The organism is Halovivax gelatinilyticus (assembly GCF_024300625.1).
In the GTDB taxonomy this organism is placed as follows: domain Archaea; phylum Halobacteriota; class Halobacteria; order Halobacteriales; family Natrialbaceae; genus Halovivax; species Halovivax gelatinilyticus.
Genome location: NZ_CP101322.1, coordinates 3,532,198 through 3,555,162, shown reverse-complemented (window position 1 = coordinate 3,555,162; position 22,965 = coordinate 3,532,198). Strand labels below are relative to the sequence as shown.

Below are 22,965 nucleotides of genomic sequence, written 5' to 3'. Positions count from 1 at the left end.
ACGCGAAGCTATACGTCTTCGATCGGTTCATCGTCGGCGTCGACCACGAGCACACGGAACTCGCCGAACCGAATTACGTGATCGGCGATAGACCCGACGGCCGCGCGGTGGAGCCCGCCGCGACCGCGACTGCCCATGACGATCAGGTCGGCATTCACGTCGCGAGCGTAGTCCAGAATCGTAGACGGCGGCGGCCCGTCCAGCACGGCTCCGGTCACGTCGACGCCGGCGCTCTCGGCGCTGGAGATGGCCTCGTCGACGAACTCCTGTGCCCGATCGCGAATCGCATCGGCCGGCCGGGCGGTCTCACCCGGCAACCGAATGTTTCCGAACGGACCGCTGTCTGCGACCGAGATCACGTGTACTGTAGCGCCCTGATCGGCGGCGAGTTCGATCGCGTCCGCGAGCGCTTTCTCGGCGTGGGGGCTCCCGTCGGTGGGTGCCACGATCGTTTCGAACATAGTTTCAAAAACGAGCCCCCGTGCCGTCAACGTTGTGTCCCGCTTACCGTGTGTCGGACGTACGTGCGATCAGATGTCTCGGCGGCGAAACCACAGTTGCGAGACGACGAGGAGCCCGATCGTCGCGAGGACCAGCATCGTCGCCCCGACGAGATCGTACGTACCCTCTAAGAGGATCTCGTTCGGATCGTAGTACCGCATCGGCGTGAGCGCGCCGACGGCCTCGTAGTCCGTCCCGTCGAGCAGCGATTCGACCATGAAGAGCCCGAAGACGATACCGAGCGAGAGTCGCTGGGCGATGGCAGCTCGGTCGACGGCGACAGATGCGAGCAAGCCGATCGCGGCGCACGCAAAGAGGTAGGGAATCGAGAGCGCGTGGACCGCGATCAGGTCCATCGCCGCCATCGGTTCGTCGATCAACTCGGCGGCGACGTAGACGACGACGGGCGTGACGACGTTGACGACGAGTATCGGAACGGCAAGCGAGACGAACGACTCGAGCACGAACCGGGCCCGCGAGAGGGGCATCGAGAGCAGGATGTCCGTTCGACCGCGGTCGACGTCGTCGGCGATCGTTCCGGCCGCGGCGTACGCCAGGTAGAGGCCCAGCAGGATCACCCAGCCGAATATGTAGAGTTCGAAGGCGAGAAACCCTTCGAGCGATTCCATCGTGCGAATGTCGAACGCTTGCAACATCGCGTCCGGGTAGGCTTCGAGCAGTTCGTCGTCGAAGGCCTCCGAAAACGATGGATAGACCCAGATGACCAGCGCCGCGAGCACCGACATCGCGGCGGCGAGGTAGATGCTTCCACGAATCCGATTTCGCGCGTAGTACCGTGCCAGTTCGGTCATCAGCGTTCACCCGAGGGGGAGGCTGTGGGTCGGGCTTGGTCGTTCTCTTCACCGTAGAACCGTAAGAACACGTCCTCGAGCGGCGCCTCTTCGATGGTGCAATCTACCAGCGAATACGATCCGAGCGTCTCGAACAACTCGTTCACGTCGCCCGTGAACGTGAACGTGTACTCGCGAAAGGACTCTGCCGCCGACTCTCGTGTCGACCGGTCGGTCTCGCCCGCGTCGAAATCCGTTGGGCCGTCGCCCGTTTCCGCACCGGCAGCGCCCGCCACGCCATCCCCGTGTTCCAAATCGTATATACCGTCGAGTCGCTCGTCGATCGCGTCGATCGGGATCGGATCGGCCGCGGCAAGTCGAACGACCTTTCCGCTTCGTTCGAGCAGCGACTCGATCGGTTCGACCGTGACGAGCCGTCCATCGCGGATGATCCCCACCCGATCGCAGAGCCGTCGGACTTCACCGAGGACGTGCGATGAGAAAAAGACCGTCAAGCCGCGTTCGCGTTCCGTTCTGACGAACTCCGCAAACCGCTGTTTCATCAGCGGATCTAGCCCACCGGTCGGTTCGTCGAGGATCACGAGATCCGGTTCGTGCATGAACGTCGTCACCAGTCCGAGCTTTCTGACGTTCCCGTGTGAATACTCGCGGATCGTCCTGTCGAGGGGCGGACCGAACAGGTCGATGAGTTCCTCGCTCCGTCGATCGCCCTTGAGATCGGCGTGAATCTCCAGAATCTCGCGACCGGTCGCCGTCTCGTCGAACTGTGGGTCGTCCGGGAGGTACCCGATCCGGTGTTTGGCGTCGATCAGCGCGCGTTCGTCGGTCACGTCCGCACCGAGGACAGTCGCGGAACCGGCCGTCGGGGAGATGAACCCGAGGAGCATCCGTATCGTCGTGGTCTTGCCGGCGCCGTTCGGTCCGAGGTAGCCGAATATCTCGCCCGCTTCGATCTCGAACGTGACGTCGTCGTTAGCGAGCACCTCGCCGTAATCTTTCGTGAGTCCGTTCAGTTCGACCGCGTTCATGTCTGTACGTCTACTCGCTCGTCACGTAAAGTGGTGGGATGAGTCACCCAATTCTTGGGACGTTCCCACGGTTTTTCTCTCCGTTCCCCGAAGATGGGTCCATGGACACACAGGTAGGACTCACGGTCGGTGATTCTCTGGACCGATTCGAGGCGACCGTCGCGGGATTCGACTTCGCGGAGCTCTCGATCGGCGACGACACGGCGATCGACCGCGACTCGATCGAGCGGATCGAGGCGATCCGAACCGAGACCGGCACCGATCTCTGCGTTCACCTTCCCTACGAACAGGTCGTGGCGACGGGCGTCGCCGAACTGGACGACGCGATCATCGACTACCAGTCCAGGTTGCTGGCGCTTGCGGGCGAGATGGGTGCGACGAAGGCGGTTCTCCACGGAACCGTCAGGAAAACCCAGGATACGGACCTTCGACCCGTATTCGCGACACAACTCGAGTCGATCGGTCGAGCGGCGACGGACGCCGGCGTCGAACTCGTCGTCGAAAATGTCGGCCACCAGGCCCGGGGACTTCCGCTATCGGTCCTCGGCGATCTCGCCAGCGAGACGGACACCGCGGTCTGTTTCGACGTCGGACACGCCTACATGGAAGACAAGATGAACGGGATCGAACGATTCCTCTCGGGATACGCAGATATCGTCTCGCACCTCCACGTCCACGACGTTCGAAGTCGAGGCGACACGCACCTTCCGATCGGCGCCGGCGAGATCGAGTACGGGCCAGTCGTGGAGCGACTCGAGCCGTTCGACGGGACGATCGCGGTCGAGGTGTTCACCGACGACATCTCGCTGTTGCGTGACAGCGCAACCCGAATTCGAAGGGCGTTCGCGATCGGTGAGTGAGCACGGAACGGACGGCTCGTCCGCAGTCGTCTCCGCCGCCGTGACTGTTCGACGATCGGTATCGGAGCCGCACTCGTGGGAATCGGTGGTCGGATTTATACGGTTTCGGACGAAGTATCGGGTATGTATCGCGTGTTACTCCCGGTCGATACCGACGACGACCGCGCCCGGGCTCAGGCGACGTACGTCACCGAGTTACCCGAGGCGAGCGAAGCGGTCGAGGCGATCGTGTTGTTCGTGTTCCAGGGTGAAGGCGAGGAGCTTCCGGACGAGCTACAGCGGTTTAACTCCGCTTCGCGAATCAGCTCTGTCCGGACCGCAACGGAGACGCTCGAAGCGAACGGCGTCCCGTATTCCGTCGTCGAGGATAGTCGAGATACCGTCGACGATATTCTGGCGGTCGCCGACGAGCACGACGTGGATTCGATCGTTCTCGGCGGCCGAAAGCGATCGCCGGTCGGGAAGGCGATATTCGGCAGCGTCACGCAGTCGGTCATCCTCGAAACGGACCGGCCCGTCGTGGTTACCGGAAGCAGGGACGAGTGATTTCTTCCTGGTGATCGAACGATGTCAACTGACTCACCTCGATTCGAGAACGCTGCAGGGTGGAAACGCGTTTCAGGCCAGATCCAGGTGAATCTGCCGTGAGTGATACCGTCCTGGTTCCGGTCGACGGATCGGACCCATCGAAACTCGCGATCGATTTCGCGATCGAGCACTTCTCTGGCTCGTCGATCGCGATCATCTACGTGATGAACCCGCTGGCAGACTACAGTCGCGTCCGCGCATTTCCGGGCTACACCGCGTCGGACGAGTACTCGACGGAACGGGAAAAGGGCGAAGCGGTGATCGCATCCGCGGTCGACCGAATCCCCGACGACGTCGACGTCGAGACCGATCTTATCGTCGGAAAACCGAGCCGGGCAATCATCACCTACGCCGACGACGCGGAGTGTTCGCACATCGTCATCGGCAGTCACGGTCGAACCGGTACGGCGCGTCACCTGCTCGGATCGGTCGCAGAGACCGTCGTGCGCCGGGCATCGACACCCGTGACGGTCGTTCGTCCGACCGACTCGACGTGACCGATTCGCGTCGCGGGGGTAGTCCGTCTCAGAGAAGGAGGCTATCCAGGATGACCCAGACGAGCACGACGTGCCAGACGATCGCGGCGGCTGCGCGCGGTGCCGGGTGATCCGGAAGCGGCGGATGTCTGAACATGGCGTCGTAGACGAACGGGGTAGCGATGAGAACGCTCGCGACCCTCGCGATCTGCATCGGGACGGCCGTTACGGTACCGACCAACCATCCCCCGGCGAAGATGACGGCGATCGCGAGTAAGATCGTGTCGTAGCGTTCGACCATCGTTCCACCTCATCTGAACGGACGGCTTCGGTCGCGTTTAGCGGATTGCTTGCTCCCGTATTTTGGGAGAAACCCCTTGTACAAATTCGCCGGCGGTGGAAATACGACACTGGTAGCTGGTGGACCTGGGGCAGACGGCGGATCCGGTACTCTTGGTATCTAATACGGTGTGACCGGACAGGTACAACACAGCCTCGAACTCCCGGTTTTGTCCCGCGGTCAGAGTCACCCGAGTCGTCCTGCCAACCCCGACGTCGGTCGTTCGAATCACCCGCTATCGACCGAACGCACCGTCAATACGGGTCTACCGGCGTCGTGAACGACATGCTGTGAGACGCTCCCAATGACGAAGCGTTCGAGACCGGCGCGACTCTCCGTTCCCACGACGATCAGATCGCTATCGATTCGGTTGGCGTATTCGACGATCGTCTCTGCGGGGACGCCAGCCTCGATCGCACGAACGGTCTCCACGCCGACGGCCGATGCGCGTTCGTCGATCGTTGTCGTCGACTCCTCACCGATACGCTGGAATTCGTCGCGGATCACCTGCAGGTGCGGGCGCGTTTCGTCGACGACGTAGAGCGCGTGGAGCGTGGCATCGTACGTCTCGGCAAACGAAATCGCGTGGTCGACGGCGTCGTCGACGCCGGGTCTGCCGTCGGTCGCGACGAGGATCGAATCGAACGACGATCCGACGGTCGCGACCGCCGGTCCGACGGAGAGCACGGGCTGTCGTGCACCGCGGATGATCTCGGTCGCGACGCTCCCGACGAGCAACCGGCGCATGCCGGTTCGGCCGGTGGTTCCACAGGCGATCAGATCGATCTCTCGTTCGTCGGCGTAGGTGAGCAGTCGATGTCCAGGCCGTCCGGCGAGGACGGTCGATCGTGTCGTAACCCCGATTTCCTCGGCGTCGGCGACGATCGATTCGACGGCCCTGTCGGCCTCGCGACGCGCAGACGATGGGACGGATTCGAGCGACGCGTCGTGTCCCGCTTCGACGACCGAGACGACGTGGGCGGTCGCGTCGACACGGTTTGCGATCGCGAGGCCGTAGCCCGCGGCCGTCGTCGCGACGTCGCTACCGTCCGTTGTGATCAGAAGATCACGGTACATCCGAGGACGTACCACGGCCGGGCTCTTGAACGTGGGCCGTCTCTGGGAGAATTTCTGGCCTCGCCTAGGTCGTGATCGATACAGATATCAGAACGAAGTGAGCGGATCGTCGGATTCCGCCTCCGTGAGCGTTACTTGCACGCCGTCGCTCGCGGTGACCGTCACGGTGAACTCGTCGATTCGGGCGGAGTACTCGCTCGTGTGCTTTCCGGACCGACGAATCCGCAGTCCCTCCTCCAGGAGTCCCGCTTCCGACAACTGGTCGAGCTTTCGATACGTCGTCGAGAGGGCAAGCTCACACGCCTCGGCGAGTTCGCTCGCCGAGTGTGCCTCGTCGGTCGTCGCTTCGAGGATCGCGCGGCAATCGGCGTCTTCGAGCGCGCCGAGAACGCCGGTGAGTTCCGCTTCGGTGTCGAGAACGGTCGGGCCGGTCGCGCGTCCAAACGGGTTCGGTCGAGTCGCCGCAAGCGTCGATTGGCTCATACTCAAAGGGTAGTGCTACGGGGGAAGGAATGTGAACCACCAGTATCTGGGGTGGTTTATATACCACGGCTGAAGTTGCGGTCTCGGTGGTTCAGCCGACGGGTTCGAACGCCGATGCGGGAGCGATCGTCCCGCAGTGGGCACAGCCTCGCTCTTGCAGCGCCGATTTCGTGTCCGGGGCCGCGGTGAACGACGCACCACACGCCGGACAGGTGAACGCGTAGGTGTCGTGGGTAGTCATGGTTACACGTACGCGTCTACCGGGTAAACACCGACCGAACGTTCTTACGGGATAGGAACAGCCGAACGAGTTCGGCCGATGAACCCCTCCACGTGGGTCGCTGGGGTCGATACCGACACCACTGCACTAAAGACGGGCCGTATCGAATCCGTTAGCATCGACGAATGGCATCGGGAATTCGAGCAACGGTGAGCTTCGACGCGCCGACGGCGTGTCCGATCGCGCAGTTTTCAGCGGCGTCGGGGTCGCCGATCGATCGGGTTTCGACGAGCGTGTCCGGAGTCGATTCGACGATGAGCGTCTCGGAATTCATGGCCGATGCCGACGTGGAGTCCGACGCTCCGGTCGAACCGATCCTATCCTACGGGCAGAAAACGCTCTATCGGACGGTCCACGAGAACTTCCAGTGTCCCTGTACCTGTCTGGGTTCGTACGGTTGTCCCGTCCACAGGTACGTCGCGGTCGACGGCGGCCTGACGCTCGTCTTTCACGCCGAATCGTTCGAACAGTTACAGAACGTGATGGCAGAATTGCGAGATCGGTTCCCGTCGGTCGACGTCCAGCGGCTACTCCAACCGCCGCTCGAGGCGTCGGAGGACGATCAGGTGTTCGTCAACCGCGGGGCGCTCACCGGCCGGCAGCGTGAGGTCCTTCAACTGGCCTACGAACGCGGGTATTTCGAGCGACCGAAGCGGATCAACGCGACGGAACTGGCGGCCGAACTCGACATCTCGCAGTCGACGGTTACCGAACACCTCGTCACCGCACAGCGAAAGCTCTTCGACGACATTTTCGATACCCGGTGATTTCAGCGCTCGACGATTCTCGCTCGCGGAGATCTGGTCGGTTCCTTCGATTAGAGAGCACTCGTAAAATCGGCCGGACCAGCGCAGAACTAGCCACCGTCAGACGCATCGGGGGCAGTGGGAACGACTTAAGAGTACCCGCGCGTTCGATCAACGTACGACTATGTCACTCGCCCAGGAAACCGAAATGGCACCCGCCGAAATGGACGAGTTTCTCGCCGGGACGGAGACGGGCGTTCTCTCGCTCGCCCAGGACGACGAACCGTACGCCATTCCGATCTCGTACGGCTACGACGCCCGAACCCGATCGTTCTATCTCCGGCTCGTCTCGACTCCCGAGAGCGAAAAGCGCCGATATCTGGCTTCGTCTCCCCGAAGCCGTCTCGTCATCTACGACGAAGATGCCGAGAGAACGACCTATCGAAGCGTCGTCGCCGTCGGGACCCTAGAGGAGATCGCCCCGGAAGAACTGACCGTCGATCACATCGAACAGTACGGCGAGGCCAGACGGCCCTTGTTCGAGATCTGGGCGAAGGCAAAAGCGGATCTCAACATCCAGCTCTACGAGTTGCAACCGGAGGAATTGAGCGGCAGACGGACCGAACTCGACCGAGATACCTAAAACCGGCGCTGGTTACGACGGGGACTCGATGGGGACGACGTGCTCGGGCTCAACAGGCGTCGAACAGATCGGACACCCGTTGGACAGGATCGCCTCGCGCATCGGATCGTTTATCTCGATCTGTTGGCCACAGCCCGGACAGGTGAACTCGTATTCTTTCATGGGGAATCTACGATGCTGTTCTACCGTCTCTTACAGTCTCTCCCGGGATAGGGGTTCCCCCTCGGTATAGGGGACTACTTATGGCGACACGCCGCCGCCAGCGTCTTGATTCCGAGGACTTTCCGGTACGCTATCATCCTTTCGATTCGGGTACCGCGCACGAACGAGACGAGTACCGATTCGACTCGATTTCGTGGTTCTCGGTGCGAGGACTACCCAATCCTCTCAAGAGGCGTCTTCGGCGGTCAGTGGTTGACAACACGTTGGTTCGACTCTCTCGATACCGGTTATCTCGAATCTAGCACCGCCTTCGGTGCCTGACGTTATCTCGACCGTCCAGCCGTGGGCGTCGACGATCGTGTCGACGATCGCGAGGCCGAAGCCGGTTCCGTTCGGCGCCGTGGTGTGGCCGGCTTCGAATACTTCCGCTCGCTTCTCGGGCGGAATGCCGGGTCCCGTGTCTTCGACGTAGAAACCGTCGTCGCGTTCGCCAACGGTGACGGTTACGTCGGGGCCGCCGTGTTCGATCGCGTTCCGAAAGAGGTTCTCGAACAGTTGCTGGAGTCGATCCTCGTCTGCGCATACGGGCCTGTCGGCGTTTACGCGTAGTGTCGCGTCTCCTGTCTCGACGAATCGCCATCCCGCCTCGGCAATCGTGTCGAGAGAGACGGCACGCTTTTCGCCGATCTGTTCTCCCTCTTGGGAGAGCCAGAGGAGGTCTTCGATGATCGCTTCCATGCGATCGATCGCATCGCTCGCTTCGTCTAAGTGAACCAGATCGCCAGTCTCTTTCGCCATATCCAGTCTTCCGGCGGCGATAGTCAGGGGATTTCGCAAATCGTGCGAGACGGTTCGGTTGAAACTTTTGAGGTGGGCGGTTCGAGACCGGAGCTCTGCTCGCTGTCTTCTGAGCGTCTCCTCGCGCTCGGCGCGATCGAGCGCCGCGATAGTCGACGCCGCCAGGACGCGTATCGTCGTCCGGTCGATCCGATCGAACGCGTCGGTGTGGAGCGAGCCGACGTTGAACACGCCGTGGTCGTCGAGCGGGACGATGATCTCACTACGGATCGGCGTCTCCGGATTGTACACCGCCTGTTCGTCGGCAACGTTCGACGTTTCGAGCACCGACTTCGTTTCGAAGACCTCCCACGAGAGACTGTTTCCGGGTTCGTATGTGGGGTACTCCTCGAACGTGACGGTCGAGGGGTGACGATTCGAAACGGGAACGAGGGCGTGGTCGTCTTCGTCGTACAGCCAGATACCGACGAGCGAGAGGTCGAGACCGTCGTACGCCACGCGAACCACGTGTTCACAGACTGATTCGCGCGTCCGGTGGTTCATCAACGCCGTCGACGTCTCGTGAATCGTCTCGATCTGACGCGCTTTTCGTCGATTGTGGGCGTCGTAGATGCCGATGAAAAACCCGCCGAGTGCACCGGCAGTTCCGGCCGTCGCGACGATGTAGGGAGCGTCACCGATGTGGTGGCCGGCTAGTAGCTGATGGACGACGATGAGCCCGGCGGTAACACCCAGTACCGCGGCACTGGCGATCGTCCAGAGCGTTATTCGACGAGCGAACGTCGATAGCCTCGAGGTCGTCGCGAGCCAGTGTCCGCTGTAGATAACTCCGAGAGACAGGGCCAGCGGGATGAGCGCTCCCGAGACGGTAGCGAGCACCGGCTTGTGGGCGTGATGAACCAGGTGGACGGTGTGAATCAACGCCAGCGCGAGGCCGAATCCGGTGATCACGGCCCCTGTACGGAGGGATTCTGTCCGAGTGCTGGTCACAGTCATCGTGGCGCTTTCCAGATTTTCGTCGTCGAATTCGTCCGACGTCATCGATCACGGTGTAGTGGCCGCCGGTCGTTCAGCTTGTGTGAAATACTCTCGGTGGCTGGTCGGCAGGTTGTCCGTTCCTCTATAGTCGTTTTGGCCGTCCGATATCGCGTCTTTCTGGGGGACTTGATCGAAGTTCGTCGACGTATTGGAACGGAAACAATCCGAGTAATGTTGGGGGTTTTGAACACTCTTACTGGAACGTACTTCTCATTGGTACAAAGCCTTTCGATTGGCGACCTTTTTGAGAGGAAATTGAATTAATGGTCACCAAACGCCCGAACCGTTGGTTGCCGTTCGCGGAATTCCCCGATGCTCGTATCGGCGGTCGGCCCGCTCTACGCGGACAGTTGCGCACCCGCCACCCGGTTCGAACACCGACGGCTCGGTCGTGCCGATCAGCCGCTTTCGAAGCCTAGAAATCGATGGAACTCGAATAGCCTCCATGAACGAACCCGAGCTCCAGGTGCTGATGGATCAGTCGGAGCTCGACGCTCGGGTCGAGTCCGGCGTGGTTCCCGACTGGGTGGGCGCTCACTGGCGCTCGTTCCGCGACGGTCTCACGGGCGAACGAAACGACACGCCGTTTCCCTGCTACTTCGGCGCTGAGTCCGTCAGAAACGCCGATCCGCTCTACACCGTCGTGCCGTCGCTGACCGACCCCGACGCCCTGCTCGGTCTTCGCGACGTCCTGTGTGAATACCTAACCGTCTACGAAGATCACAGCGACCGCGCCTCCCTCGTGACGTTTTTCAAACCAACGGCGCGCGTCGAGACGGAAGCCGACTACCACGAAGCGCTCTGGCACGTCCTCCAGTTCTTGCACGTACACGATCCTGAGCCGTGGCCGGACGACATCCCGACCGACCCCGACGATCCCTACTGGGAGTTCTCGTTCGGCGGTGAACCGATGTTCCCGACCTGCCGGGCGCCGTTTTACGACGAACGGATGAGTCGCTACTGTCCGATCGGCCTCGAGATCACGTTCCAGCCCCGCGCGCTCTTCGAGTCGCTAGACGTGACTGCCGATACGGAGGCGGGCCAGTACGCACGGGAAGTCATACAGGACCGCCTCTCCGAGTACGACGGCGTCTGCCCGCACGCTGACCTGGGCGACTGGGGGGTCGAAGGCGACAGAGAGTGGCCCCAGTACATGCTCTCGTCCGATCCGACGCAGTCGCCCGACGACTGCCCGATCACCGTGACGCGCGACCATCCGAAGGCGTCGCCGTCGATCGACCCTGGCGTGACCGACGGGTGTGCTTCCGGCGATGACTGAGCCTGATTCGGGCGACGGAGCCGTTCGAAACGCCACGGCGCTGACGCCGCTCGTCCTGATCGACTTTCAGCGCGGATTCGACGATCCGTCCTGGGGCGACCGAAACAATCCGGACGCTGAGGCGGTCGCCGCGACACTCCTCGACGCCTGGCGAGAGCGCGACGGTCCCGTCGTACACGTTCGCCACGATTCGACCGAACCCGATTCGCCCCTTCGGCGCGATCGGCCCGGGTTCGCGTTCACGCCCGGGCTCGAACCCGAGCCGGGTGAACGCACCGTCGAAAAGCGCGTCAACGGCGCGTTCGTCGGAACGGATCTCGAGGCGTGGCTCGAGGAAGAAGGGTACGACCGACTCGTCGTCTGCGGATTGACGACGGATCACTGCGTCTCGACGACGACGCGGATGGCCGAAAATCGCGGATTCGACGTCACGCTCGTCGCCGACGCCACCGCGGCGTTCGATCGGTCGTACGGCGGCGACCGGTTCGACCCGGAGACCGTACATCGCACCGCTCTGGCCCACCTCAACGGCGAGTTCGCGACGATCGTCTCGTCGTCTGAACTACTCGAATCGATTTCGCCGCCGTAACCGGCGTGGATTCACCGGAGACGCTAGAGCGCGACGTAGATCTGTCCCAGGCCGGCCAGCACCAGGACGACCCCCGCAATCCGGACGAGTCGCTCCGAGAGCCCGACGAATCGTTCGGTGCTCAATCGGTGCCCGACGGCGACCGCGACCGTGACGGCGAGTAACATGACCGCGAAGCTCGCGGCGTAGGTTCCGAGGACCAGGGTCGTCTCGGCGGCCGGCATCGTCAGCGTCTGGAAGACGAACGCCAGAAACAGCGGGAGGACGCAGGCCGTCGCCGCGAGGGCGTACATCGCGCCGAAGACGCCGAACCCGACGATCGACGCGCGTCGACGCGGGAGCATCACGTGGACGGCCGACGATCCGCCGTATGCGATCCAGAGTCCGAGGACGATCAGTGCGCCCCCGACGCCGAGTTCGAGATACGGAAGCGTTCGCTCCAGGGCGCTGCCGGCGACGATCGCGACCCCGGAGAGGGCCGCGAAGGTTCCGAGCGAACCGACCGCCGCGGCGCTCCCTCGGGCGAGTGCGCCGCGCAACGGCGCCGCGTCGCGTCCCGTGGCGGCGACGTAGTAGCCGACGTACCCGGGTAAGAGCGCGTACGAACACGGCGCGAAGAACGTGGCGATACCCGCGCCGAGGGCGAAGACGATCTCACTCAGGACCTCGCCGGCGGGCACGGCTCACCACCCCGTCTCGTCGGTCGCGAGCGCGCCTTCGATCGGCGCTCGAAGCTCGGACTCGGACTTGTAGCCGCTGTCGCTCCAGGTGACGGTGTTGTCCTCGTCGAGGACGAAACTGTAGGGAACGCTCGACGCGCCGAGCGTCCTCGTCAGGTCGAGGTCGACGTCGTGGGCGACGGGCCACGTGCCGCCGTGGGCGTCCCACCAGTCTCCGACGTCCGCTTCCGTCACGGTCTGGCCGAGCGGTTCGTTCGTCACTGAGACGAACTGGACGTCCTCGCCGAGGTCGGCGTACACCGACGCCATCGGGTCCATCAGGTCCGCACAGACCCCACACCACGTGGCGAACAGTTCGACGAACGTGACCGTTCCCCGTTCGGGGACGGCGATCGTCTCCGCCTCGACTCCCGCCACGTCGATCGTCGGAAGGTCGAACGACTCGATCGATTCGCCGTCGTCCCACGGATCGACGCCGCCGATCGCGAGAGCGGCGCCGCCGGCGGCTACGCCGAGGGCGGCCGCTCCGGCGAGGAGGTCACGTCGACGCATCGTCACCACCGGTCGACGAGCGTTCTCGCGTCGTCGATGAGCACGTCCGGCGTCGGTACCTCGCCGGCGTACGTTCTCTCTACGTACCCGTCGGCGTTCGCGAGGACGATCATCGACTCGTGCATGAAGGCCATTTCCATGTCGCGCATGTCGTCCTGTTCGTGATCGTCGTTGCTGTGGTCATTTTCGTCACCGTGTCCGTGTTCGTCTTCGTCACCGTGGCCGTCGTCCTCGTGTCCGTGTTCGTCGTCCGCGTGGTCGCCACCCTCGTACTCTGGGTTGCGAGCGAAGTAGCAACCAAACGCCTCCTCGACGTACTCGTGTGCGGCGTCTTCCGTCTCGGGGCGGATGAAGTACCAGTTTCCGACGTCGTAGTCGACCCCCATCTGCGCTCCGTACTCGTAGAGCACGTCGGGAGTGTCGTATTCCGGGTCGAACGTGACCGTCTTGAGTGCTACCTCGTCGGCCACACCCTCGTCGATCGCGTCCGCCTGGACGTGGCGCAGGCCGGAGACGAGTCCAGGACACGCGGCGTGACACCGCGAGAAGATGAACGTATACATCGTGTGGCACTTGTCCTCGAAGTCCGTGGTTGCCACCGGTTCGTCCCTGATCGTACACGGCGCCGAGACGTCCGGGAGCGGGTCGCCGTGAATCGGGTACACGAGGTCGTCGTTGTCCCTCGCCTCGCGCAGGAGTTCGTACTGTTCCGGTGGATCGAGTACGGTGTTCTCGGCGGAATCGCCTCCGTCGAGTACGTCGAGACATCCGGCGGTGAGGCCGACGCTCGCGGCACCGACGCCGGCGAGGTACCTCCGTCTGGGTACGCGTTCGTATGGTGACATTGGTATCAAGTGAGTCTAGGTGCTATCGGGGCTAAAGCCGGTCTTCGGTTCCCGCGAGTCGGGAACATCGGCGAATCGGTTCGGATCGTCCACCGTGATCAGTGTGAACTGGTACTCGCAATTTCGAATGCAAAATCCAACAATAGCGAGTACCGCGTTAGCGTTCTCGGAGCGCCGCGTCCGTCTGCTCGTTGAGCTCGCTCATCGTCTGCGTTGCCCGTCCGCTGAGTTCGGTTTCGTCGTGCAGGCAGGCGGGTTCTTCGTCGGGATCGGGCCAACCGACGACGACGCGCCCGACGGCTCCGAGCGTCTCGTGCGGGGCACACAGCGTTCGCGTGTCCACGTAGTCGTAGACCCCCTCGGAGGCGAACGTCCACTCGAACTCGCCGTTCGATCGCAGGAATCCGCTGTTGAACGGCTCTTCGTCCTCGGGCCAGCGGAGCGGTCCGTAGGTGTCGGGGTGGTAGGACGTCACCGTGTGAATTCGGCCCTCGACGACCCAGCGGACCGTCGCTCCCGGCTCTACGTGAACGACGGGCGGATCGAACGCCGGATTCGGCATGTCGAGGACGCGAACCTCGGCGTTCGGGGCAGGGTTTCCGAGCGTACCGTCCCCGGCGTGGTCCTCCCCGCCGAGTGCATCGAGACAGCCGGCGAGCGCGCCGAGTCCGGCCGCTCCGGCGAGAGCGAGCGTCGAACGCCTGGTGTATTCGGTCATGGGTGGCGGTACCGGTGGTGGTGTTCGTGTGACTATTCGTCGTCGGGGTTCGGGTTGTAGATCTCGTGGTCTTCCTCGCCCTCGACCATGATCTGAGCGATCAGACCTTTCCGGTTGACTCGGCTGAGCGCGTGGTCAACCAGGGTGATCGGGCCGGGAACGACCATGTCCATCGTCCCGAAGGACGTGGTTCCCGCCGCGGCCGCCGTCCCTTCGATGTACTGGGCCGGTTCGGAGAGGACGTCGCCATCGCGGTACCACGTCGTCCAGACGTTACCGATCGGGTGTGGGCCGCTGGTGAGGTTCGGGCCGCCGTTACACCAGAACACGCGGACGGTCTCGCCGACTTCCGCGTGGAGCGGTCCGACCTCTCCGCCGTCGGCGAAGCGTCCGACCTCCCCGTTGAAGAGGACGTACGTTGGGTCTTCGTCAGCGGCTGCGTCGAAGTCGAACGTGTGGTGGCCCTCTTCGCCCGTGTCTCCGTTGGTGTAGAGTTCGTGCTGACCGAAGTAGAACTCCCGGTCGACTTCGGGGAGTCCGTCTTCCGGCTCGACCAGGATGGTGCCGAACATCCCGAGGCTGATGTGCTGGTCGTGGTTGCCGGGCGCGCAGTGGTAGATGTGGGCGCCGGGGTACATCGCCTTGAACTCGATCACTTCCGTGTCCTCGCCGGGGGCGACCGTCGTGTCGACCGCGCCACCGCCGGGGCCGTAGACCGCGTGGAAGTCGATGTTGTGGATGTCCCGGTTCAGGTCCTCGGGAACGTCGAACTCGAGGCGAACCGTGTCTCCCACGCGAACCCGGTACATCGGACCGGGGATCTGCCCCTCGAAGGTCATGAACCGCGTGGTGACGCCGGGTTCGATTTCCGCGACGTACTCTTCGGTCTGAATTCTGAGCTCGTGCGTTCGTGGTTCGTTCCAGTCGACCGGGTCCGGGACGTCCGTCGGATCCGCCGCGACCGTGTCGACGTCGACCGGTTCTGCCGCTGGGAGACCTTCGTCAGCCGATCCCGTGTTTTCCCCGCCGTTTCCGTTCTCCTCGCCGTTCTCGCTAGAGCTACCGATACAGCCAGCCACCGCCACAGCGCCGGTCGCACCGAGCGTCGCCAGGACCTTGCGTCGGTCGTAGGTGGTTCGAGTCATGTTACATCTATCAGTACGAGTCTACACCTGTTCAAGAGTAGAGTCCATTCCTTGAAATTGGGAACAAGCCGAAGCTGTTCGGTTGAATGTGTAGGGGTATATCTTAAAGCCCCCAATATAGATGGGTAATCTGGCTGCCCCCACACCCGATCGAACACGATCACATTCGGTCCGGTATGAGTCGATTACTGGTAGAAAACAATCATTTCCTAGCAGAATCACGCCATATCGGTGGCGGTTACGGCGACTGCCGAGCGCTACACCAGCGCGAGCCCGGATTCGACGGCGATCGCGAGCAGAATAACGCCGAGGTAGGCGTTCGAGACGTAGAACGATCGCAACGCCTGCGCGCGGGTCGGCGTCGAGTACTGGCGAACGACCGATCGGAGGAAGACGACTCCCAGCGCGACGGACCCGACGACGTAAACCAGCCCGAGTCCAACGATCCAGCCGAGTACGCTCACCGCCAGCATCGTCGCGCCGAGATAGCCGATGATGTGGCGACGGGCGACGAGGTCACCGGCAACGACCGGAAGCATCGGGAAGCCCCCACGCGCGTAATCATCTCGATACGCGATCGCGAAGCTGTAGAAGTGCGCCGGCGTCCAGAGGAAGATGACGGCGGCGAGGACGACCGCGGGCCAGTCGATTCCACCGGTCACGGCCGCCCACCCGATCAGCGCCGGGATGGCGCCGGCTCCACCGCCGAGGACCGTGTTCCAGGCGGTGTTCGGTTTGAGGACGACCGTGTAGAGTATCGCGTAGTACGCGACCGCGGCGAGCGTGAGGATCGTCGCGAGAACGTTCACCCACGTGAGCATGACCGCCGTCGACGAGACGGTCAGAACGGCGACGAACGCGTACGCATTGCGAGCCGGGACGCGATCGTGGACGAGCGGTCTGTCATCGGTTCGCTCCATGCGCTCGTCGCGGTCGCGCTCGTAGACCTGGTTGAACGCCCCGGCGGCGCCGATCGCGAGCACGCCGCCGACCAGCGTCGCGACCGCCGTTTCGAGGTGTACCGAATAGCCCGCGGTCGTCGCCAGCCCCATTCCGGCGACGGCGACCAGACAGAGCAGCCACATCAGCTTCGGCTTGGTGAGGTCGAAGTACGCACGCGCCGTGATCCGATATCGATCGACCGCCGAAACAGCGTCGTGGTGATTCGGTTCGTGTTGATTCGCCCCAGCGTCCGAACGGTTCGTTCCAACCGATTCAGATCCACTGTGCGACTCGGCCGTCGTACTCGGCGTCGGTCCATTGACGGCGACGCTCTCGACCGCGTCGTCGACGCCGCTGACCGCATCGACATCGTGTGTGTCGTCGACGTGCACTTCGAGCGTGCGGGCGAGTGCGACCAGCAACCCGACGAATATCGTCATCGCGAGCAGGAGGTGGAGTGCACCGATCGTCGACGAACCGGAGCCGACGAGCGTGGCACCGACGCCGACCTGAATCGGAAACAGGATCAATGCGGTCGCGATTCCGCCTGCCGTGATTCGGTCGACGCCGAGCCGATACGCGAGGAGTCCCGTCGCGACGAGGAGTACTCCTGCGACGAGCGCGGCGGCACGGTGAGCGACGTAGAGTGTCAAGTCGCCAGTGACGGGGCCGATCGCCCAGGCCGATTCACACCCTGGCCAGGTGGTACAACTGCCGGCGCTGCCAGTGGTCGAGACGGCCGTGCCGAGAGCGATCAGGACGTACGTCGCAATCGTCGAGAGAAACAGCAAGCCGACGAGTCGTTTTCGAGAGCGGTGGTGGATCATGAGTGGTGTGGTTGGTGTGTTCGTTGGCGGGCCGGTCGTGATGTGGGAACGATTCAGGGTTTCCAGATGAGCGTGATGACGTCATCCTCGCGTTCGAACGATTCGTAGGCGTACCCGCGGTCGTCGAGTTTCGGGAGCAGAAACTGTGGGACCCGATCGTTTCGTTGGACGAGGACGGTGTTTTCTGCCAGTTCTGGGAGTAACTCGAGCGTCTTCGCGAGCGGGTTCGGCGGCCCCATCGTTCTCACGTCGAGTTCTTCGCGCGGGCGATCGCCCGGCGCTTCGCTGCGTTCGACGATCGACTCGATGGAGTTCATACCAACCACTGGCTTCGGAATCTCCCTATCAATCCTGCCGAACCGGTTCGACGTCACTCTCACTCCGTGGGAACAGGGTTCCTCAGAACCACAAGCCAAATGGGGACGTATCACCGGAGAAGTCGGTACGAAATCAGGCCTCTACCTTCGGAAACGTCGCCCGGAACGTCCGATCGTCGACCTGTTCGACGTCGTATCCGTCGGGATCGAACGCATCGACTTCGGCCTGAAACTCGTAGAAGAGCGGTTTCGGTTCGTGGTCGTTGACGATGGTGAGCGACTCGCCGGGTTCGAGGTCGTCGAAGGCGTCGTGGATCTTCGGGTGTCGGTTCATCGGCGGGATCTCGCGAACGTCGAGTTCTACCATTGCACGTCGACCGTCGGCGTCAGGCCCCATCCACCTTGGGCCGAACTGATTCGGGCGCTCAATCTGTACAGCGACGTATGCTACGACGGTAGCCAGAACCCGCCCGAATACGTTCGCACCAAGCTCTAATAGGATCTCGGCCCGAACGTGTTCGTATGGCACACGCGACGCTCTCGGTGACACTCCCGGAGCACGTCTGGATCGCAGAACTCTCCCGGGACAACCCGCAGGCTACCTTCCGGGTTCTGGCCGGTGTTCCCGGCGAGAATACTGGATTCGCCCTGGTCAGAATCACCGCCGACGACCCGGAATCCGTCGTCGAATCGATGGCGACACACGATCAGATAACCGAGATAACGCCCGCTCAACTGAGCGACGGTGAAGTGACGGTCCACTTCGAGACCACCGCACCGTTGCTTCTCTTTTCCTCACAGGAGTCGGGGATGCCGATCGAACTCCCGGTCGATATCCGAAACGGGGAGGCCGAAATCGACGTCACCGGTTCCCGAGAGCGCCTCTCGGAGCTCGCAGATCAACTCAACGCGTTCGGGCTGCAGTACCGAGTCGAACACGTCCGCGAGCGACTCCACGAGAGCCAACTCCTCTCGGAACGACAGAAAGAGATCATTCTGGCGGCCGTCGAGGAGGGCTACTACGACACGCCTCGATGTTGTACGCTCACCGAACTCGCCGACCGACTGGACATCGCGAAGTCGACCTGTAGCGAGACGCTCCACCGGGCCGAGGAGACGATTGTCAAGCGATTTGTCGAGGAGTTACCGCCCGCTGAAGAGGGGACGAGACTCGAGGCCGCGCTGTCTGAAACGTAGATTCCACCGTTCCTGATCGGCCCGCTCACGGCCCGGCCGGACGAGGCGACAGCGACCTGCCCGACGAGCCGTCGCCTTCGGTTCGATCCATTCAAAGTCTCGCTCGCGATAGATATCGTCATGGATCCAGACGCCTCCCGCGAGCACGTCGTTCCGGGAACCGACGAAGAACTCGGCGGTGCCGACGTCCGCGGTTTCGACTTTCGAGGAACCTTCGACCTGTCGACGCTGCTCGATAGCTACGCGACGACCGGTTTCCAGGCGACGCACCTCGCAGACGCGATTGCGATCGCAGAGCGAATGCGAGCCCAGGACGCCACAATCTACCTCACGCTGACGTCCAACGTGATCTCCTCGGGACTGCGCGAGGTCGTCGCCGCGCTCGTCCGGGAAGGCCACGTCGACGTGATCATCACCACGTCGGGGTCGATCACCGAGGACGTCATCAAGACGGCGAAGCCGTTCAAGATGGGTCGCTGGAGCGCCGACGAAGCCGCGCTGCGCGAACGTGGCATCAACCGACTCGGCAATATCTTCGTTCCATCGGATCGCTACGTCTGGCTCGAGGAGTACCTCTACGACTTCTTCGACGACTTCTTCGCCGAGGAGTCGGTTCGCACGCCCACCGAGTTCGCCTACGAACTCGGCCTGACGCTCGACGACGAGGATTCCGTGTTGAAGCAAGCTGCGGACAACGACGTCCCGATCTACTGTCCGGCGCTCACCGACGCCGAAGTCGGTAACTTCCTCTACTACTACCGGAACCGCGTGGACACAGAGGATGTCGGGATCGAGATTGTGCAAGACTACGAGCGTCTCATCGAGGAGGGAATGCTCCAGGAGACGACCGGCCTCATCGCCGTCGGTGCGGGCGTTCCCAAGCACCACGCCATCATGACGAACCTCTTTCGTGGCGGGGCCGACTACGCCATCTACATTCAGACCGGGATGGAAGGTGACGGCTCGCTCTCGGGTGCCCCGCCGAACGAGGCCGTTTCCTGGGGGAAGATCAAGGCCGAAGACGAGACGAACTACACCGAGATTCAGGCCGAAGCGACGCTCGTGTTTCCGTTACTCGTCGCCGGGGCGTTTATCCAACCGTAGTGGGGCCCGTCCGGCCGAGTTAGCGTAGTCGGTCGGCTCCCCGACGGGTTAGTACTGAATCGGCGAGTCGCGAGATCGGTCGGGTTCGTCGTCCGGGAACGTAACCGTCGTGCCGGTGATCGACTCGACGTACTCGGTGACGGGTTCGGGGCAGTGCTCGCTGGTTAGCGAGTGCCCCTCCATCAGAACCTCACAGCACTCGCTCTGGGGCCGGTCTGACGCCTCGGCGGGGCTGTATCGGTGGGATGCCCGGAGGACGAACGCCGATTCGTCGCCCCGCCCGTTGAAGATCCACATACGAAAGTCGAGCGGCTCCGGATCGCGCGCGACGAGGTAGACGTCAGGGACGTACTCCGAACTGTCCGACTCGAACGTCCAGACGAGAAAGTCCCCGGTCGAGGTGTCGGGCGGCCCGCGGGGCTCGCGCGGCGCCTGGTCGTCCGGTCCGAGGTCGTTTTGCTCCCCGTAGGAGTCGAGGTCGTCGATCAGGCTCATCGGTTACGGGTCGTTGGAGACGGTGGCGAATATACGTTGGGAGAGATGGCTGTCTCTGATTAAAGTCTATACGCAGTGCGTACGTGACGGAATCGTCAAAAAACAGTTTGGTCAACCCTTCGCTATGTAATTAGTCTTCGAGGAGGGCGATAATATCTAGACTAACGTCAACGTCCACGTCGCCTCCGCTGCCATCAGCGACTGTGGTGGCAGAAGCGTAGTTGGTCTGGCTTCCCTTTTGGACGTTGATCACGCCTGCATCACCGCCAGAGTACGCGGATGCTTGTCCTATCTGGCCCGCTGCATTACCTTGATTGATGTTCGTTTCTGCGTGGGCGTGTCCGTCACCACCGCTGAACCAGCTATCGCCGTCATCGTCATTTCCATTTTCATGACTGTCTGCGGCAACGCCGCCCGCGAATCCCAGCATGGCAAGCATGCCGATCGCTACGACCATCGTCAGTGTGAACGTGAGTGCTCGTTTCATGATTTGTTGTGCGTTGATCGATGCGCGCACCCAGGCGCGGATCTGACCGCGTTGGATCTCGACCGCGGTCACCTGCCTGTCGGCGCACATTCGTTGGCATGGCGGATTTTGCATTTGTATTGCGGCCGTTTGATCGCCGGCTCAGACCCCTTTGAAGGCGTATTAGAGCCGTTTGTAACACCTATCCAATCCTGAGGCTTGCCGATAAGAGCGGCCAGAAACCACTCCGTTGGACACTACGATTGGTAACATTGGTCCTTCGGTCCGTTTCATTCAGTTTCATACCGGTCTTCGGGGCCGTTGCGTATCCCGAAAGCAGCAGGTTGAGCGGTCGAAATGACTGGGTACTATCACGAAACCGACGATTGTCTGTCTGTAGGCAAATTGGAGCGTTCTACCCTGTTAGATGTATAATCAGTCCGTCGGTCGATCGAAGTATCGTCTCCGTGTCGGACACACATCGATACTGAATTCTCATATAAGTCATCAAACACCTTTACGTCACAGGTCGATGCCAGCTTTCACTGAGGCCGGCACTTATGGGATCAAAAACACACGATCGCGGGGATCCGCCGGTTCCACACGGCTGGGACGGACCACCGATGGAATCGACGCGGCGATCGTCCCCGGAACGCCGGGCGACGATGGATCCGATAGAATCGACTGCCGTCTATAAAGACAAGCTGTTCAAAGTCCTCGGAAACCGACGACGACGCCACGTGCTTCACTATCTGGAGTGGGTGGATCGACCCGTCCGACTCGACGAACTCGCAGAGCGCATCGCCGCCTGGGAGAACGGGACGTCGATCGAGGGGATCGGATCCGCGGAGCGAAAGCGGGTCTACACCGCCCTTCAACAGTTTCACCTGCCGAAACTCGACGACGCCGAGTTGATCGCCTACGACGAGCGAGCTGGTGTTATAGAACGGACACGAATCGCGGAGGATCTCGACGTCTACCTGGACCTCGTCCCAGATAACGACGTTCCCTGGAGCTATTACTACCTGGGAACCACGCTTACTGGGCTCGTTCTTGCCGTATTGAGCGGTGCTGGGGCGATACCGTTCTCGTTCGTTCCCCCGGTCGGATGGACGGCTGTCTTCTTGCTGATCGTACTCGGGTCGGCAGCCGTACACGCATACCGCGACCGCCGGCTGCGAGTGGGCGCCACCGAACAACCGCCCGAGATTGACACCGAGTAGTACCCACGAGACCGAACGCACACAGATGACACCGACCGACATTGGCGCTCCGATCGACCCGCCTCGAGGTGGACGGCCGCTCGTTCTTTCGACGTTCTCGTTAATACCTGGTATCGAGTCCGGTGCACCCCGGCGGAACGTACTCGTCGCGCTGTTCTATGTACTCGTTATCGGGTCAGTGTGCTGGCTGGTTCAACTTCTCTGGAGTGTCGCCGGCGTTGCCACTGTCGGTTTCGCACGGATTCGTGACCACTATCGTCCCGATCGGTGCGTTCTCGAATTACATTTTTGAGCCAACCGAGTGAGGTCGATTCGACCGATCTTCACTGTATTGTGTCACAAGAACCCCGACGTACCGTCTACGGCACCGTCTGTCGAACGCAGCCACTCTCGTCGTACTGGTCCTCAACTGCTGGTGTCTGCACCTAGCCCGTTATAAGTAACATAAATTACACGCTAACGCTATTGGTGGCCGGTTATGGTCGTTCTTCTCAACATCTATGTCCGATTTACGGCGTACATTCTTCGCTCTTGACGAAACATGTGGTCGATTGCTGTTCAACTAGCGATTCACCTACCCTGTAACGAACACTCTGTCAATTCAGAGTTGTTGCTTCGATAGCACGTCCCTATCGATCGGTAGTTGATCGTGAACGGAAAGTAGCTCCTTTACTCATCGACGAAACCGACAGATAACAAAGCAAGTCATCGGGATAGGGAGGTTCGAGTCGCGAAGACTCAGCAAGAAACGACC

29 protein-coding genes are annotated in these 22,965 nt (G+C 62.1%); 10 read left to right on the top strand and 19 right to left on the bottom strand.

Features of this window, described 5'->3' with window-relative positions; translation table 11 throughout:
• Nucleotides 1-8 precede the first annotated feature (8 nt).
• The 3 genes from NKH31_RS16980 to NKH31_RS16970 form a co-directional block, all read right to left on the bottom strand.
• The gene (locus NKH31_RS16980) at nt 9-461 is read right to left on the bottom strand and encodes a universal stress protein (RefSeq protein ID WP_254862975.1); all 453 of its coding nucleotides are present in this window, start codon (nt 459-461) and stop codon (nt 9-11) included.
• A gap of 69 nt (nt 462-530) precedes the next feature.
• Nucleotides 531-1,313 (bottom strand): ABC transporter permease subunit, encoded by a 783-nt coding sequence (locus tag NKH31_RS16975; protein WP_254862974.1) that lies wholly within the window; start codon nt 1,311-1,313, stop codon nt 531-533.
• On the bottom strand, nt 1,313-2,341 hold the full coding sequence (locus NKH31_RS16970) for an ABC transporter ATP-binding protein (RefSeq protein ID WP_254862973.1): 1,029 nt from the start codon (nt 2,339-2,341) through the stop codon (nt 1,313-1,315). The genes NKH31_RS16975 and NKH31_RS16970 overlap by 1 nt, the downstream gene beginning before the upstream one ends.
• Nucleotides 2,342-2,442: 101 nt before the next feature.
• On the opposite strand from NKH31_RS16970, the gene NKH31_RS16965 reads away from it, so the two are divergent.
• The 3 genes from NKH31_RS16965 to NKH31_RS16955 all read left to right on the top strand — a co-directional run bounded on the left by NKH31_RS16965 (nt 2,443) and on the right by NKH31_RS16955 (nt 4,286).
• The gene (locus tag NKH31_RS16965; protein WP_254862972.1) at nt 2,443-3,201 is read left to right on the top strand and encodes a sugar phosphate isomerase/epimerase family protein; all 759 of its coding nucleotides are present in this window, start codon (nt 2,443-2,445) and stop codon (nt 3,199-3,201) included.
• 123 nt (nt 3,202-3,324) lie between these two features.
• Entirely contained in the window at nt 3,325-3,747 is a 423-nt protein-coding gene (locus NKH31_RS16960) for a universal stress protein (protein WP_254862971.1), read from the top strand.
• A gap of 98 nt (nt 3,748-3,845) precedes the next feature.
• A complete protein-coding gene (locus NKH31_RS16955) occupies nt 3,846-4,286 on the top strand; it encodes a universal stress protein (protein ID WP_254862970.1) in 441 nt (146 codons plus the stop codon).
• A 28-nt stretch (nt 4,287-4,314) separates the two neighbouring features.
• Here the strand turns inward: NKH31_RS16955 and NKH31_RS16950 are convergent, their stop codons facing one another.
• The 4 genes from NKH31_RS16950 to NKH31_RS16935 all read right to left on the bottom strand — a co-directional run bounded on the left by NKH31_RS16950 (nt 4,315) and on the right by NKH31_RS16935 (nt 6,406).
• Nucleotides 4,315-4,566, bottom strand: coding sequence for a DUF8015 family protein (locus NKH31_RS16950; protein ID WP_254862969.1), 252 nt, complete (start codon nt 4,564-4,566; stop codon nt 4,315-4,317).
• A 267-nt stretch (nt 4,567-4,833) separates the two neighbouring features.
• Nucleotides 4,834-5,682 (bottom strand): universal stress protein, encoded by an 849-nt coding sequence (locus NKH31_RS16945; RefSeq protein ID WP_254862968.1) that lies wholly within the window; start codon nt 5,680-5,682, stop codon nt 4,834-4,836.
• A gap of 87 nt (nt 5,683-5,769) precedes the next feature.
• Nucleotides 5,770-6,165: a winged helix-turn-helix domain-containing protein gene (locus NKH31_RS16940; RefSeq protein WP_254862967.1), complete on the bottom strand. Its 396-nt coding sequence runs from the start codon at nt 6,163-6,165 to the stop codon at nt 5,770-5,772.
• A 91-nt stretch (nt 6,166-6,256) separates the two neighbouring features.
• Entirely contained in the window at nt 6,257-6,406 is a 150-nt protein-coding gene (locus NKH31_RS16935) for a DUF7560 family zinc ribbon protein (protein ID WP_254862966.1), read from the bottom strand.
• A 164-nt stretch (nt 6,407-6,570) separates the two neighbouring features.
• Between NKH31_RS16935 and NKH31_RS16925 the strand changes: the two genes are divergently transcribed.
• Together NKH31_RS16925 and NKH31_RS16920 are read left to right on the top strand one after the other, a co-directional pair.
• Nucleotides 6,571-7,212 carry a helix-turn-helix domain-containing protein gene (locus NKH31_RS16925; protein WP_425492276.1) on the top strand — a complete coding sequence of 214 codons (642 nt, stop codon included), beginning with the start codon at nt 6,571-6,573 and terminating at the stop codon, nt 7,210-7,212.
• Nucleotides 7,213-7,375: 163 nt separating this feature from the next.
• Nucleotides 7,376-7,834, top strand: coding sequence for a pyridoxamine 5'-phosphate oxidase family protein (locus NKH31_RS16920; protein ID WP_254862963.1), 459 nt, complete (start codon nt 7,376-7,378; stop codon nt 7,832-7,834).
• Between the two features lie 12 nt (nt 7,835-7,846).
• Here NKH31_RS16920 and NKH31_RS16915 read toward each other — a convergent pair whose 3' ends face one another.
• Together NKH31_RS16915 and NKH31_RS16910 are read right to left on the bottom strand one after the other, a co-directional pair.
• Nucleotides 7,847-7,996, bottom strand: coding sequence for a DUF7560 family zinc ribbon protein (locus NKH31_RS16915; protein WP_254862962.1), 150 nt, complete (start codon nt 7,994-7,996; stop codon nt 7,847-7,849).
• Between the two features lie 225 nt (nt 7,997-8,221).
• On the bottom strand, nt 8,222-9,835 hold the full coding sequence (locus NKH31_RS16910) for an ATP-binding protein (protein WP_254862961.1): 1,614 nt from the start codon (nt 9,833-9,835) through the stop codon (nt 8,222-8,224).
• 442 nt (nt 9,836-10,277) lie between these two features.
• Here NKH31_RS16910 and NKH31_RS16905 point away from each other — a divergent pair, with 442 nt between their 5' ends.
• Nucleotides 10,278-11,111 (top strand): YqcI/YcgG family protein, encoded by an 834-nt coding sequence (locus tag NKH31_RS16905; protein ID WP_254862960.1) that lies wholly within the window; start codon nt 10,278-10,280, stop codon nt 11,109-11,111.
• Nucleotides 11,104-11,700, top strand: a complete 597-nt coding sequence (locus NKH31_RS16900) for a cysteine hydrolase family protein (protein WP_254862959.1) — start codon at nt 11,104-11,106, stop codon at nt 11,698-11,700. The genes NKH31_RS16905 and NKH31_RS16900 overlap by 8 nt, the downstream gene beginning before the upstream one ends.
• A 23-nt stretch (nt 11,701-11,723) precedes the next feature.
• Here NKH31_RS16900 and NKH31_RS16895 read toward each other — a convergent pair whose 3' ends face one another.
• The 8 genes from NKH31_RS16895 to NKH31_RS16860 all read right to left on the bottom strand — a co-directional run bounded on the left by NKH31_RS16895 (nt 11,724) and on the right by NKH31_RS16860 (nt 18,093).
• Nucleotides 11,724-12,380, bottom strand: coding sequence for a cytochrome c biogenesis CcdA family protein (locus tag NKH31_RS16895; RefSeq protein ID WP_254862958.1), 657 nt, complete (start codon nt 12,378-12,380; stop codon nt 11,724-11,726).
• A gap of 3 nt (nt 12,381-12,383) precedes the next feature.
• The gene (locus NKH31_RS16890) at nt 12,384-12,932 is read right to left on the bottom strand and encodes a TlpA family protein disulfide reductase (protein ID WP_254862957.1); all 549 of its coding nucleotides are present in this window, start codon (nt 12,930-12,932) and stop codon (nt 12,384-12,386) included.
• 2 nt (nt 12,933-12,934) lie between these two features.
• Complete coding sequence (locus NKH31_RS16885) at nt 12,935-13,777, bottom strand: SCO family protein (protein WP_254862956.1); 843 nt, start codon at nt 13,775-13,777, stop codon at nt 12,935-12,937.
• A gap of 157 nt (nt 13,778-13,934) precedes the next feature.
• Nucleotides 13,935-14,495, bottom strand: a complete 561-nt coding sequence (locus NKH31_RS16880; RefSeq protein WP_254862955.1) for a plastocyanin/azurin family copper-binding protein — start codon at nt 14,493-14,495, stop codon at nt 13,935-13,937.
• A gap of 32 nt (nt 14,496-14,527) precedes the next feature.
• Nucleotides 14,528-15,640: a copper-containing nitrite reductase gene (gene nirK, locus NKH31_RS16875; protein WP_254862954.1), complete on the bottom strand. Its 1,113-nt coding sequence runs from the start codon at nt 15,638-15,640 to the stop codon at nt 14,528-14,530.
• Between the two features lie 257 nt (nt 15,641-15,897).
• A complete protein-coding gene (locus NKH31_RS16870; protein ID WP_254862953.1) occupies nt 15,898-17,409 on the bottom strand; it encodes a heme o synthase in 1,512 nt (503 codons plus the stop codon).
• A gap of 53 nt (nt 17,410-17,462) precedes the next feature.
• Nucleotides 17,463-17,726 (bottom strand): DUF2249 domain-containing protein, encoded by a 264-nt coding sequence (locus NKH31_RS16865; protein ID WP_254862952.1) that lies wholly within the window; start codon nt 17,724-17,726, stop codon nt 17,463-17,465.
• 133 nt (nt 17,727-17,859) lie between these two features.
• The gene (locus tag NKH31_RS16860) at nt 17,860-18,093 is read right to left on the bottom strand and encodes a DUF2249 domain-containing protein (RefSeq protein WP_254862951.1); all 234 of its coding nucleotides are present in this window, start codon (nt 18,091-18,093) and stop codon (nt 17,860-17,862) included.
• 155 nt (nt 18,094-18,248) lie between these two features.
• Between NKH31_RS16860 and NKH31_RS16855 the strand changes: the two genes are divergently transcribed.
• Both NKH31_RS16855 and NKH31_RS16850 read left to right on the top strand, forming a co-directional pair.
• Entirely contained in the window at nt 18,249-18,923 is a 675-nt protein-coding gene (locus tag NKH31_RS16855; protein ID WP_254862950.1) for a helix-turn-helix domain-containing protein, read from the top strand.
• A 120-nt stretch (nt 18,924-19,043) separates the two neighbouring features.
• Nucleotides 19,044-20,027: a deoxyhypusine synthase gene (locus NKH31_RS16850; protein WP_254862949.1), complete on the top strand. Its 984-nt coding sequence runs from the start codon at nt 19,044-19,046 to the stop codon at nt 20,025-20,027.
• 48 nt (nt 20,028-20,075) lie between these two features.
• On the opposite strand, the gene NKH31_RS16845 is transcribed toward NKH31_RS16850, so the two are convergent.
• Both NKH31_RS16845 and NKH31_RS16840 read right to left on the bottom strand, forming a co-directional pair.
• The gene (locus NKH31_RS16845; RefSeq protein ID WP_254862948.1) at nt 20,076-20,522 is read right to left on the bottom strand and encodes a hypothetical protein; all 447 of its coding nucleotides are present in this window, start codon (nt 20,520-20,522) and stop codon (nt 20,076-20,078) included.
• Nucleotides 20,523-20,652: 130 nt separating this feature from the next.
• A complete protein-coding gene (locus NKH31_RS16840) occupies nt 20,653-21,081 on the bottom strand; it encodes a hypothetical protein (RefSeq protein WP_254862947.1) in 429 nt (142 codons plus the stop codon).
• 467 nt (nt 21,082-21,548) lie between these two features.
• Here NKH31_RS16840 and NKH31_RS16835 point away from each other — a divergent pair, with 467 nt between their 5' ends.
• Nucleotides 21,549-22,211 carry a DUF7344 domain-containing protein gene (locus NKH31_RS16835; protein ID WP_254862946.1) on the top strand — a complete coding sequence of 221 codons (663 nt, stop codon included), beginning with the start codon at nt 21,549-21,551 and terminating at the stop codon, nt 22,209-22,211.
• Nucleotides 22,212-22,965: the final 754 nt, after the last annotated feature.

Bases quoted from the DNA above. Each gene is read 5' to 3' on its own strand.
- NKH31_RS16980 (WP_254862975.1), bottom strand. From the start codon at position 461: ATGTTCGAAACGATCGTGGCACCCACCGACGGGAGCCCCCACGCCGAG.
- NKH31_RS16975 (WP_254862974.1), bottom strand. From the start codon at position 1,313: ATGACCGAACTGGCACGGTACTACGCGCGAAATCGGATTCGTGGAAGC.
- NKH31_RS16970 (WP_254862973.1), bottom strand. From the start codon at position 2,341: ATGAACGCGGTCGAACTGAACGGACTCACGAAAGATTACGGCGAGGTG.
- NKH31_RS16965 (WP_254862972.1), top strand. From the start codon at position 2,443: ATGGACACACAGGTAGGACTCACGGTCGGTGATTCTCTGGACCGATTC.
- NKH31_RS16960 (WP_254862971.1), top strand. From the start codon at position 3,325: ATGTATCGCGTGTTACTCCCGGTCGATACCGACGACGACCGCGCCCGG.
- NKH31_RS16950 (WP_254862969.1), bottom strand. From the start codon at position 4,566: ATGGTCGAACGCTACGACACGATCTTACTCGCGATCGCCGTCATCTTC.
- NKH31_RS16945 (WP_254862968.1), bottom strand. From the start codon at position 5,682: ATGTACCGTGATCTTCTGATCACAACGGACGGTAGCGACGTCGCGACG.
- NKH31_RS16940 (WP_254862967.1), bottom strand. From the start codon at position 6,165: ATGAGCCAATCGACGCTTGCGGCGACTCGACCGAACCCGTTTGGACGC.
- NKH31_RS16935 (WP_254862966.1), bottom strand. From the start codon at position 6,406: ATGACTACCCACGACACCTACGCGTTCACCTGTCCGGCGTGTGGTGCG.
- NKH31_RS16925 (WP_425492276.1), top strand. From the start codon at position 6,571: ATGGCATCGGGAATTCGAGCAACGGTGAGCTTCGACGCGCCGACGGCG.
- NKH31_RS16920 (WP_254862963.1), top strand. From the start codon at position 7,376: ATGTCACTCGCCCAGGAAACCGAAATGGCACCCGCCGAAATGGACGAG.
- NKH31_RS16915 (WP_254862962.1), bottom strand. From the start codon at position 7,996: ATGAAAGAATACGAGTTCACCTGTCCGGGCTGTGGCCAACAGATCGAG.
- NKH31_RS16910 (WP_254862961.1), bottom strand. From the start codon at position 9,835: ATGACGTCGGACGAATTCGACGACGAAAATCTGGAAAGCGCCACGATG.
- NKH31_RS16905 (WP_254862960.1), top strand. From the start codon at position 10,278: ATGAACGAACCCGAGCTCCAGGTGCTGATGGATCAGTCGGAGCTCGAC.
- NKH31_RS16900 (WP_254862959.1), top strand. From the start codon at position 11,104: ATGACTGAGCCTGATTCGGGCGACGGAGCCGTTCGAAACGCCACGGCG.
- NKH31_RS16890 (WP_254862957.1), bottom strand. From the start codon at position 12,932: ATGCGTCGACGTGACCTCCTCGCCGGAGCGGCCGCCCTCGGCGTAGCC.
- NKH31_RS16885 (WP_254862956.1), bottom strand. From the start codon at position 13,777: ATGTCACCATACGAACGCGTACCCAGACGGAGGTACCTCGCCGGCGTC.
- NKH31_RS16880 (WP_254862955.1), bottom strand. From the start codon at position 14,495: ATGACCGAATACACCAGGCGTTCGACGCTCGCTCTCGCCGGAGCGGCC.
- nirK (WP_254862954.1), bottom strand. From the start codon at position 15,640: ATGACTCGAACCACCTACGACCGACGCAAGGTCCTGGCGACGCTCGGT.
- NKH31_RS16870 (WP_254862953.1), bottom strand. From the start codon at position 17,409: ATGATCCACCACCGCTCTCGAAAACGACTCGTCGGCTTGCTGTTTCTC.
- NKH31_RS16865 (WP_254862952.1), bottom strand. From the start codon at position 17,726: ATGAACTCCATCGAGTCGATCGTCGAACGCAGCGAAGCGCCGGGCGAT.
- NKH31_RS16860 (WP_254862951.1), bottom strand. From the start codon at position 18,093: ATGGTAGAACTCGACGTTCGCGAGATCCCGCCGATGAACCGACACCCG.
- NKH31_RS16855 (WP_254862950.1), top strand. From the start codon at position 18,249: ATGGCACACGCGACGCTCTCGGTGACACTCCCGGAGCACGTCTGGATC.
- NKH31_RS16850 (WP_254862949.1), top strand. From the start codon at position 19,044: ATGGATCCAGACGCCTCCCGCGAGCACGTCGTTCCGGGAACCGACGAA.
- NKH31_RS16845 (WP_254862948.1), bottom strand. From the start codon at position 20,522: ATGAGCCTGATCGACGACCTCGACTCCTACGGGGAGCAAAACGACCTC.
- NKH31_RS16835 (WP_254862946.1), top strand. From the start codon at position 21,549: ATGGGATCAAAAACACACGATCGCGGGGATCCGCCGGTTCCACACGGC.